Below are 10,595 nucleotides of genomic sequence, written 5' to 3' on the forward strand. Positions count from 1 at the left end.
GTCGTCAGGCATCGAGCACCGGATACCGCATCGTCATGCCGCCGTCGACGACCAGGGTCTGACCGGTGATATACGACGACTCGGACGACAGCAGGAACGCGGCGACGTTCGCGACTTCGTCGGCGGAGGCCAGACGTGCCAGCGGCACGAGCGCCTCCAAGGCGGAGATCCGCTGCGGATCGGCGTCCGCGAAGATCCGCGTCGCCACCGCGCCAGGGGCGATCGTGTTGCACCGGATCCCGTCCTTGCCGTACCCGACCGCGATGGAACGGGTCAACGACAGCAACGCCGCCTTCGAGACGCCGTAGGACAGACCGACGGCCTTGCCCCGCAACGCCAGGACCGAGGATGTGAACACGATCGAACCCGGCTCGCCCGCTCGAAGCATCGACGGGATCACGTGCTTGCACGCCAGCAGGTTTCCACCCACGTTGACCTGCATGACCTTCTCCCATAGTTCGACCGGCAGGTCCGCAAGATCGACTCCGTAGCCAAGCTGCGAAGGGGAGGTCACCGCCGCGTTCCCGAACAGCAAGGAGACAGGGCCCCACTGGTCCTCCACCGCCGGTACCGCACGAGCCCAGCCGGCCTCGTCGGCGACGTCGAAGGCAAGGTTCATGGCGGATCCGCCATCCTGGTTGATCTGTTTCGCTACCGCCGCCCCGGCGGCCTCGTCGAGGTCCGTCACGACGACCTTGGCTCCCTGCCGCGCCAGGGTCTCCGCGGTCGCGGCGCCGATCCCGTTCCCTGCGCCGGTCACCAACGCCACTGCACCAGCAAAGCGACTCACGTCTTCACCTCTGTCCTTCTTGGATGGTTGACCTGACAGACCTCCCGGTCCGTCCGGACTCAGTGGTCAGGGCTGGATGCGCGGGGAGAGCAACACCGGCACCTTGCCGCTGCTGCCTTCTCGGACCGTCGGCGAGAACCGGATGGGCATGGAGTAGTAGGTGTTGATGCGGTCCACGACCTCGAAGGCCGGGTGCACCGTAGTGGGCTCGATCTCGAAGTCGGGTATTCGACGCAGAAACTCACCCACGAAGCACTCGACGTTCGCGCGGGCCAGCAGCGCCCCGATGCACCGGTGCGCGCCGGCCCCGAAGGACAAGTGCGGGTTCGGCGTTCGGGCCAGGTCGACCGAGCCCGGATCGTTGAAGACCTCGTCGTCGTAGTTGGCTGACGAATACGCGAGAAGGACCCGGTCACCCTGGTGAAACTCGTGGCCGTCAATCGTCACCGGCTCCACCACGGTGCGGGCCAGGCTGGACGCCGGCGAGTAGTACCGGAGGATCTCGTCGACCGCGACCGGGATCGCCGAGGGATCCTCGCGCAGCCGTGTTCGCCAGTCCGGGGCGGTGGCGAGGTGCAGCAGCATGCTCGCGACGGTGGCGACTGTGGTCTCCTCCCCGCCGCCGACCAGCATCATCACCAGCTCGGTCGCGACTTCCTGGGTGATGGGGGCACCGTCAACCTCAGCGGCAACGAGGTCGGCGACCAGACCCGGCCCGCCGTCCCGTCGCTGCCGAACGATCTCCTCCTGCAGGTGATCGTGCAAGTAGGCGAAGAGCGCGGCCCGTTCGGCCTGCTTCGCGATGCCCACCTCCGGTCCCTTGACCTCGGCGCTGCCACCTGCGGCAGCGTGTTCCTCGTCGAGATCGCTCTTGTAGGCGTGCCAGACGTCCAGCGGCAGACCGAGCATGTCGAGCAGGACCGTCCGCTGGAAAGGGCTGGCAAGGTCGCCGATGACGTCGCACGCTCCTTCCTCGGCGATCTGGTCGATCGCCCAGTTGGCGATCTCGACGATCCGGCTCCTGCCCCGCTCGATGGCCCCGCGGGTGAACCATTTGTTGATCAGGCGACGATATTTGGTGGATTCGGGCGGATCCATCTCGAGGAACCCGATCCGGACCGGCCTCGACGGGATCCCGATCCCGCCTTCCAGCGAGCCGTCCGCGGCTGTGGTGCGGCCCGAGGCCAGCCGGCGGAAATCGGTCGCCGCGGCCAGCACGTCCGCATGCCGGGTAAGCACCTCGTAACCGCCATAGTTGTCCGAGTGCACAACCGGGCAGGAACCGCGGGCCTCCGCGTAGACCGCACGCCAGTTCTCTGCATGCTCACGACTGTGATGGTCGAACATCGCGACACCTCGTTTCAAATTCGGTGACGGCCTGCACCTCATCGGCGGGTCCGCCGATCCGGCGCGGTCGGGATTCTCAGTGGGACAGCTCGCCCGGGCCCACGACCACCGCCTCCTTTTTCGCCAGCGACGTTTGCAGCTGGTCATGCGCGGCCAGGTAGGCGTCGAGGATCCGGTCCTCCGACTCGTAGTCGAGCCACGGGTGATAGTTCGGATACTGCTCGTGGCCCACGGGATTCGCGGTAAGCCACGCCACCGTCTCGGCCAGGGCGAGCCGGGGTGACACGACCTGCTGGTAGCCGAGCTCGCGACGGGCCTTGCTGATGTCGACGAGCGCATGGGGGCGGCCGCCCGGGGCCACGAAGTCGTCGAACGCGGACCGCCCGATCGACGATGGCACGCCGATGAAGTCGATGCTCCGTCCGGCAGCCTCGGCGATCAGCTCCCCGAGCTGGCGCACGGTGAACTGCTCGTCGTCGGCGATGTTGTAGTACTGGCCCTCGGCAACGTCGGGGTTGTCGACGATGGCCAGTACCAGCTCCGCCGCGTTCCGGGCGGCGCAGCGACTGACGATCCAGAGACCGTCGTCGGGGACGATCATCCTGGTGCGGCCGTCGAGCAGCCGCTTGAGGACGGGCCACTCCCACGGAATGCTGTTCCGTGGACCGTAGACCTGCGGATACCTGACTCCGGACACGCGGTACTCGCCGGCCGCGCCCAGCGCGAGGACGGAATCTTCGGCCCTGCGGATGGCGGCCGCCAGACGCGGTTTCCCGTTCTCGGGATCCACCAGCGGAGCGTCCTCACGGGCCAGGACGGCCATCCCGGTGGGCGAGGTCGAGGCAGGGTCGCCCATGCCTCGGTACACAGCGATCCCGCTGGTGCAGACGAGATGGTCGCAATGCCCCCGGACCGCCTCCCCGATGGCCCGGACACGACCGTAGAGACCGAGGGCGACATCGAAGTGACGCCCCTTGAGCGCCTCGGACAACGCGTCCGACGAGTAGGGGTCGGTGTGGATGTGCTCGACGTCAGCGGGTGCGCCATCCTCGTGCAAGCCACGATGGAGCAACACGACCTCGTAGCCCCGAGTCTTCAAGCCCTCGACGATGTGCGGGCCGGTGGGACCGGTGCCGCCGATGACAAGTGCCTTCATGCCTTGCTCTCCGCCGGCGCAGACTGCTGCTGGTAAGTCGCGCGTATCCTCGGCAAATCAAGTTTCCCGGTGGCATTGCGCGGAAGCGAGTCCGTCATCACGACCCGGGTGGGGACCTTGTAGCGGGCCAGCCGATCGCCGCAGAACGCGGCCAGATCGGCCGAGGTCAGCTCCACACCGCCGTGGGACACGACGATGGCCAGCCCGGTCTCCCCCCACCTGCTGTCCGGAACCCCGATGATGGCGATTTCCGCGATGTCGGGACAGTCGGCGAGCACCGCCTCCACCTCGGCCGGGAACACGTTCTCGCCGCCCGACTTGTACATGTTCTTGAATCGGTCGACGGCATAGTAAAAGCCGTCATCGTCCCGGTACGCCGCGTCGCCGGTGCGGAACCAGCTGCCACTGAAGAACTCGTCGTGTTTGTGCTCCTGCCCCCAGTAGCCGCGAGTGATGCTCGGTCCCGAGACCCAGATCTCGCCGATCTCACCTGGCGTGGCGTCCTGTCCCTCCGGAGTGACCAGCCGAACCTGGGTGTGCAGCACCCGCCTGCCGATCGAGTCCGGCCGGCCCGCTGCGTGCTCCTGGGGCATCTGCATCACCGCCGGCCCGGTCTCGGTGGCACCGTAGACGCTCTGCAGTACCTGCCCTTTTGCGCGGAAGGCGTCCTGCAGCCAGGCCGGTATCCGGCTGCCGCCCATCTCCAGGTACTTCACGCCCGACAGGTCCGCCTCGGGCCACAGCGCGGACTCCGTGATCATCTTGTAGGTGGCGAAGACCCCGGTGATGTGCGTGACCCCGCGGGCCGGGTCACCGAGGGCGGCGGCCACCTGGTCTGCGTCGAACCGCCGGGCGACGGCCACCGACCCGCCGGCAAGCAGGATCGGGAGCGAGAGCGCTGTGAGCCCACCGCCATGGAACAGTGGCAGCGGGTTGAAGAACTTGCACGCGGGACCGTCGATCTGCTTGTCGCTCTGGCTGTTGAGGTAGTTCCAGATGATGTTCGCCGGGGTGATGATCACGCCTTTCGGCGTTCCGGTACTGCCGGAGGTGTAAAGGATGTGCGAGGGCTCGTCGAGCAGGTTCTCGGTGGACGGGCCAACCGGATCGGCGAGGCCGAGTTCGGATTCGTAGTCCAACTCGGCGTGTTCACCCAAGCCGCCCCAGGACAGCCGGGGAACCCCCGCCTCGCGCGCCAGCAGCTCGGCCGTCTCCCGGAGACTGTCGTCGTGCACAACCAGGGCGGGGGCACAGTGCTCACACAGGGCGGACAGCTCCGCCTGCGACAGGCGCCAGTTGAACGGGACGTAGATCGCGCCGATCCGCATGCAGGCGAACTGGAGCTCGAAGTTGCGGGTGTCGCTCTCGCTCAGCACCAGGACTCGGTCGCCGCGGTGCAGCCGGCCCGGGCCGAGCAGGACGCCGGACACCCGCGCCACGCGTTCCTCCAGTTGGCCCCAGGTGGTCGTGGCACCGGAGTCCGCGCTCTCGAGAGCCACACTGTCCGGCGCGCGTTGGGCGTGGTACGCAACCCAATCACCGGCGAGGTTCGACATCGTTATCTCCCACTCCAAGCCCATGAAGGGCAAGTCACACCGCGTGAAGGTCAGTCGTCGAATCAGGGACGACCACACATCAGCCAACGGCTCCGACTCCAATTAATCTAACACGGTTTGGCCAGTCGGGCCAACGCCCGCCTGACGCTGATACAAAGAACTGCTGGGGCACGCCCACGATCTCGCTGTCCCATGGGACGTAAGGGTTGTGCCCACCGACAAGGATCCGGCCGGACAGGCCATCGAGCGTTTCGCCGCCGAGCAGATCGGTGTGCTGCCGTCCGCCCTCACCACAAGGACGAACACGACGGTCCGCCGATCTCGCCGTGATACCGCAGTGGATCGAGCCGGTCAACGACGTCCTCAAAGGACAACTCAACCTCGAAACCAACGCACCCGAAAAGCGACCGTTGATCGCTTTGGAGCGCTGAACTCATGAGAAACACCCATCAGGACCCGGCCGATGCGGGCCCCTCGCACTACTCCTGGTTTACCGCGGCGCCATCCGAATCGCGCCGTCCAGCCGGATCGTCTCGCCGTTGACCATGGCGTTGCCGACGATGAACGCGACGCAGTCGGCGAACTCCGGAGGACGGCCCATCCGGCGAGGGTGTGGCACCTGATCGGCGAGGGACCGTTGTGCGGCTTCCGGCAGGCCAAGAAACAGCGGAGTTTCAAACATTCCCGGCGCGATGGCTACGACCCGGATCGCGTGATCGGCGAGCTCGCGTGCGATGGGCAGGGTCATCCCGGCGATCGCGGCCTTCGACGCACTGTACGCGGCCTGTCCGACGGAGCCGTCGAACGCTGCTACCGACGAGGTGGAGACGATCACCCCGCGATCGCCGTCGTCGAGCTCGTTGCCGGTCATCACCTCCGCGGCCAGCCGCAGGACGTTGTAGGTGCCCGTCAGGTTGACCGCGACCGTGCGGGTGAACCGGTCCAGCGGGCTGGCCTTCCCAGCACGGTCGAGAACTTTGATCGCCTCCGGGATGCCCGCGCAGTTGACCACGATCCGGAGTGGGCCAAGCCCGGCGGCGGCCGCGACGGCGTTGCGCACCTGGCTCTCGGAGGTGACGTCGGCGGGTGCGAATACCGCATCGAGCTTCTCCGCGACCACCGCGCCGTCGGAGCTCGGCAGGTCACAGACGACGACCTGGGCACCGTCGGCGCGCAGCCGCTCCGCCGTCGCCCGGCCCAGCCCGGAGGCACCGCCGGTCACGAGCGCGACCGCTCCCTCGACGTTCACATCGACATCCCGCCGTCGACGGGCAGTATGGCTCCCGTGAGGTAACCGGCCTCCGCTGAGGCCAGGAATCCCACCGCCGGGGCTATTTCGGCGGGTTCGGCGAACCGGCCGACCGGGATCGCCTGGGTCAACTCGGTGAGCTTCTCCTGCGGGATCCCGGCAACCATCGCCGTCGCGGCGTTGGGCGAGATCGCGTTGACCGTGATCCCGAAGCGGGCGACTTCCTTGGCTACGGTCTTGGTGAACCCGATGACCCCGGCCTTCGCGGCGGCGTAATTCGCCTGGCCGATGTTGCCGTGCAGGCCCGTGTAGGACGTGACGTTGATGATGCGGCCGTACGCAGCCGCACGCATGGCCGGCACCACGGCACGAGTCAGGTGGAAGGTGCCCCCGAGGTGCACGTCGAGCACCTGCTGCCACTGGGCGGCGGTCATCTTCCAGACCACGGCGTCGCGGGTGATCCCGGCGTTGTTGACCGCGACGTCGATACCGCCCGCCCAGCCGATGACGTCCTCGACCGCTGCCGCCACCGCGTCCTCATGGGCCACATCGACGGCGAGCGGTGCGATCACGTCGCTGCGCTCACCCCAGACGGCCTTCAGTGCGTCGGCGTCGAGATCGAACGGCGCGACCCGCGCCCCGGCCGCGGCGAAGAGGGCGGCGATTCCCGCCCCGATGCCTTGTGCGGCACCGGTGACAATCACGGTGCGACCGCTGAAATCGAATGAGATGCTCACGATCTGGGGACGTCCTTCCAGGGGGTGTCGCGGTCAGTGCGGGGCTCGCCAGGCAGCCCGAGGACACGTTCGCCAAGAATGTTCCGCAGCACCTCCGAGGTGCCTCCTTCAATGGAGTTGGCCAGCGAACGCAGGTAGGCCTTCCGGACGTCGGCCCCGCCGTGCACCGCCGCGAAATCCGGAGCGGACTCGGCATAGCCGTCGATGAGCAGCCCTGCCTCACCGGATAGATCGACGCACAGCTCGTAGATCGCCTTGTTCAGCTCCGCCATCTGCAGCTTCGCGATCGAGCCCGCCGGCCCGGGCGTTCGGCCGACCTGCGCGGCCGCGCGGACGTTGGTCAGCCGCGCGGCCTCGGCACGCGTCCACAGCACCATCAGCCGTTCCGTGGTGGCGGCGTCGACGCGACCGGCCGCGTGAGCGCCGGCGAAAGCCACCACCGCCTGCCCGATCGGCCCCTCGCCGCGCTCGGAAGGGCGGCCGCCGAGCGAGACCCGCTCATTGGCCAGCGTGGTCATCGCGACCCCCCAGCCGCCGCCGACCTCTCCGAGGACGTTCGCCGCAGGGATCCGCACGTCGGTCAGGAAAACCTCGTTGAACTCGGCTTCGCCGGTGATCTGGCGCAGCGGCCGAACCTCCACTCCCGGTGCGCGCATGTCCAGGAGGAAGTAGGTAAGGCCCTTGTGCTTGGTCACGTCCGGGTCGGTCCGAGCCAGCAGGATCGCGAACCGCGCGACGTGTCCCAGCGACGTCCACATCTTCTGCCCGTTCACAACGAACCCGTCCCCGTCGCGCACGGCCCGCGTGGCCAGTGCCGCGAGGTCGGATCCTGCGCCCGGCTCCGAGAACAGCTGGCACCAGATCTCCTCCCCGGAGAAACCCGGCCGCAAGTAACGCGCCTTCTGCTCCGCGGTGCCGTGCGCGTGGATGGTGGGCAGCGCCATCCCGAGACCGATCACGTTGCGCGCCGAATGATCCGCCGCACCCGCGCGGGCAAAGTGCGTCTCCACCCACGATTGCAGCGACGAGTCCAGCCTGCGGCCACCAAGACCGTCGGGGAACTGCACGAACGCCAAGCCCGCGTCGAACCGAGCCTCACGGAACGACCGGTCGGCGAGGACGTCGTCGGGCGCGGGGGCAGGGTGGTCCCGCAGGAACGTGGTGACGACCTCGGTGAGCGCCGCCGCGTCATCGGGAACACCGTGCGCGGGGCCGGTGGCGTCGAGGCCCGGCGCGATGGCCACACCGCCGTGGTGTACATCCAGCAGTTCGGCCAGCCGCGCCCGGTGCTGAGCGGGAGTGCCGAGGAGCAGCTGGCTGCTCTTGGCCCGCTTCAGGTACAGATGCGCCGGATGCTCCCAGGTGAACCCGATGCCACCGTGGATCTGAATCGCGTCGGCGGCCACCCGCTGGTAGGCATCCGAAGCCACAGCGCGGGCCAGACTGGCCGCCACCGGCAACTGCTCGGCGTCGTGCGCTGCCGTCCACAGCCCGTGATAGACGACCGACCGCGCGGACTCGATGTCGACCAGCATGTCCGCGCAGCGGTGTTTGATCGCCTGGAACGACCCGATCGCCCGGCCGAACTGGACCCGGGTTTTGGCGTACTCGACCACCGTGGCGAGAACGTGCGCCGCGCCGCCGAGCTGTTCCCCGGCCAGGTACAGGGCGGCGAGGTCGGCTGTGCGGTCCAACGCCGCGCCCGCGCCACCCTCGGTACCGAGCAGGACAGCCGGAGTATCCGTGAACCGCACCTCGGCCAGCTTGCGCGTGCCGTCCAGCGCGATGAGCGGGATACGGACGAGGCCGGCAGCCCCGGCGGGGACAGCAAACAGGCTCGGCCCAGCTGCGGTGGCCGCCGCGACCAGCACCAGGTCCGCCGTGGCTCCGTCGACGACCACCGGGGCCGTCCCGGTGACCGCCCACCCCGCTGCCGTTTCGACGGCGTTCAGCCCGCTCACCGACGGGTGGCGACCAGCCCAAGCCAATGTCGCGGCTGTGGTGCCGTCGGCGATGCCCGGCAAATGCGCCGCGGCGGCCTGCTCGTCGCCCAGCTCGAGCAGCGCGGTGGCGGCAAGGCCGACAGAGGCAAGGAACGGCCCGCAGAACAGCACCGCGCCCATTTCCTCGAACACGACCCCTAGTTCCATAGCGGTGGCGTCGCTGCCGCCGAACCGCGCAGGCAGGGCCAAGCCGTGCAGGCCGAGCTCCTGTGCGGCCCGGACCCAAACCGCGGGATCGTAGCCCGACTCTGTCTCCATCAGTCTGCGGACCGCGGTCTCGTCCGACCACTTCTCCAGGAACCCACGGACGATGCCCCGCAGCTCCTCGGCGTCCTCACCCAGGACGAAACTCACGTGTCGCCTAGCCTTTCCTGTCGGCGCCGCGTTCGCGGTGCTGAACAACTCCTCCGATGTGGCAGGCCGAAGCAGGCCGGCCGATCGGCGCGGTCCTAGGACACGGCCACGGGACACGCCCTAATCCGCCGCCTGCCTCGTAAAGGGCTGGGCGGGCGCAGTCAACTGCTGCCGGCAGAGGACCTGGGTCACGAGCTCGGTGTCCAGATACTCCTTGGACTCGACGATCTCCCCGTCGCGGAACCGCAACATCCAGAAGTAATGCTGGTTGTACACCTCACCGGACACGTGCCGCCCGTGTGACTCGACCTCGACGGCGACCCGGTCGCCATCGGCGATCATGCTGTGGACCTTCATCCGCAGCCCGTCGGGGAAGGGCGCGAAGATGCCGCCCGCGGCGGCCAGCATCTGCTGCTTGGTGTACACCCCAGAGATCGCCGTGGTCCCTGTCACGATGTGAATGCCGTCCTCGGCGTACATATTCGCGATGGCGACCGAGTCGTTGCGGTCATCCGCGTCCATGAACTGCCGGGCCAGAACCAGGTTGCGCTGCCGTTCGTCCATCATGGCCTCCTTGCCTGATGACTGCCGAAGTGCGCGATCGAGGCGCACATTACCATACATCGTTTGGTTAGGGCGTGCCGTTGTCAGCTGGCCGGTTTCGCGAAGAAGTCGGCGTTGAGCTTGCTGTACTGGCTCCACTCCGGAGGGAGATCGTCGTCGTAGTAGATGGCTTCGACAGGGCAGACCGGTTCGCAGGCGCCACAGTCGACACACTCGTCGGGATTGATGTACAGCATTCGCTCACCCACGGAAATACAGTCGACGGGACATTCCTCCACACATGCCTTGTCCTTGACATCGGTGCACGGTTCCGCGATCACGTAGGGCACGGTCTTCCTCTCTTTCAGCTCCCGACGGTCCAGATATCCTTGCCGCGCAACAGGCCCTGCAGGTCAGGTTTGCGGGCGTTGCGCGCGTGCTCGACCTGGGCCCGGGCAGCGTCGTCGTAGGTGGGCCGGCTGACCTGCCGCAGAATGCCGACGGGGGTATGCGTCAGGTTCTGATCGCCCAGACGCGAGAGCCCGAAGGCGTAGGAGGTGTCCATGATCGTCGGGTCGTGCACCACGAGATTGTCCTCGCCGATGTCGCTGACCTCGCCGATGTCGAGCCCACCCCGGCGACCCACAGTCACCCCGTACTCGCCCTCCCTGCCGAAGCGAACGGGCTCACCGGCGCGCAACGGGATGAGCCGCTGGACAGCCTCGTCCTTGTCCTTCAGCACATCGAACGCGCCGTCGTTGAAGATCGGGCAGTTCTGGTAGATCTCCACCAGCGCCGACCCGCGGTGCTCGGCGGCGGCCTGGAGGACCTCGGTGAGGCCCTTCTTGTCGGAGTCCAAC

Annotated in this window: 8 protein-coding genes and 2 pseudogenes; all 10 read right to left on the bottom strand. The window is 67.8% G+C overall.

Going from position 1 to position 10,595, the window contains the following annotated elements; all coding sequences use genetic code 11:
* Window positions 1-4: 4 nt before the first annotated feature.
* On the bottom strand, window positions 5-760 hold the full coding sequence (locus VGP60_RS27465) for an SDR family oxidoreductase (protein WP_327551007.1): 756 nt from the start codon (window positions 758-760) through the stop codon (window positions 5-7).
* Between the two features lie 96 nt (window positions 761-856).
* The gene (locus tag VGP60_RS27470) at window positions 857-2,137 is read right to left on the bottom strand and encodes a cytochrome P450 (protein ID WP_327551008.1); all 1,281 of its coding nucleotides are present in this window, start codon (window positions 2,135-2,137) and stop codon (window positions 857-859) included.
* Between the two features lie 76 nt (window positions 2,138-2,213).
* Window positions 2,214-3,293 carry an NAD-dependent epimerase/dehydratase family protein gene (locus tag VGP60_RS27475; protein WP_327551009.1) on the bottom strand — a complete coding sequence of 360 codons (1,080 nt, stop codon included), beginning with the start codon at window positions 3,291-3,293 and terminating at the stop codon, window positions 2,214-2,216.
* Complete coding sequence (locus VGP60_RS27480; protein ID WP_327551010.1) at window positions 3,290-4,849, bottom strand: AMP-binding protein; 1,560 nt, start codon at window positions 4,847-4,849, stop codon at window positions 3,290-3,292. Before VGP60_RS27480 ends, VGP60_RS27475 begins: the two co-directional genes overlap by 4 nt.
* A 490-nt stretch (window positions 4,850-5,339) precedes the next feature.
* Entirely contained in the window at window positions 5,340-6,098 is a 759-nt protein-coding gene (locus VGP60_RS27485; RefSeq protein ID WP_327551011.1) for an SDR family NAD(P)-dependent oxidoreductase, read from the bottom strand.
* Window positions 6,095-6,835 (bottom strand): SDR family oxidoreductase, encoded by a 741-nt coding sequence (locus VGP60_RS27490; RefSeq protein ID WP_327551012.1) that lies wholly within the window; start codon window positions 6,833-6,835, stop codon window positions 6,095-6,097. Before VGP60_RS27490 ends, VGP60_RS27485 begins: the two co-directional genes overlap by 4 nt.
* A complete protein-coding gene (locus VGP60_RS27495; RefSeq protein ID WP_327551013.1) occupies window positions 6,832-9,192 on the bottom strand; it encodes an acyl-CoA dehydrogenase in 2,361 nt (786 codons plus the stop codon). Before VGP60_RS27495 ends, VGP60_RS27490 begins: the two co-directional genes overlap by 4 nt.
* 120 nt (window positions 9,193-9,312) lie before the next feature.
* Complete coding sequence (locus VGP60_RS27500; protein WP_327551014.1) at window positions 9,313-9,759, bottom strand: nuclear transport factor 2 family protein; 447 nt, start codon at window positions 9,757-9,759, stop codon at window positions 9,313-9,315.
* A 98-nt stretch (window positions 9,760-9,857) separates the two neighbouring features.
* Window positions 9,858-10,085: pseudogene (gene fdxA, locus VGP60_RS27505) on the bottom strand (ferredoxin); the annotation flags it as partial.
* Window positions 10,086-10,099: 14 nt separating this feature from the next.
* Window positions 10,100-10,595: pseudogene (locus VGP60_RS27510) on the bottom strand (2-oxoacid:ferredoxin oxidoreductase subunit beta); the annotation flags it as partial.

This window comes from Amycolatopsis sp., from assembly GCF_036008905.1.
In the GTDB taxonomy this organism is placed as follows: Bacteria; Actinomycetota; Actinomycetes; order Mycobacteriales; family Pseudonocardiaceae; genus Amycolatopsis.

Excerpts from the sequence above, each read along its gene's own strand:
- VGP60_RS27480 (WP_327551010.1), bottom strand. The coding sequence starts at position 4,849 with ATGTCGAACCTCGCCGGTGATTGGGTTGCGTACCACGCCCAACGCGCG.
- VGP60_RS27470 (WP_327551008.1), bottom strand. The coding sequence starts at position 2,137 with ATGTTCGACCATCACAGTCGTGAGCATGCAGAGAACTGGCGTGCGGTC.
- VGP60_RS27475 (WP_327551009.1), bottom strand. The coding sequence starts at position 3,293 with ATGAAGGCACTTGTCATCGGCGGCACCGGTCCCACCGGCCCGCACATC.
- VGP60_RS27500 (WP_327551014.1), bottom strand. The coding sequence starts at position 9,759 with ATGATGGACGAACGGCAGCGCAACCTGGTTCTGGCCCGGCAGTTCATG.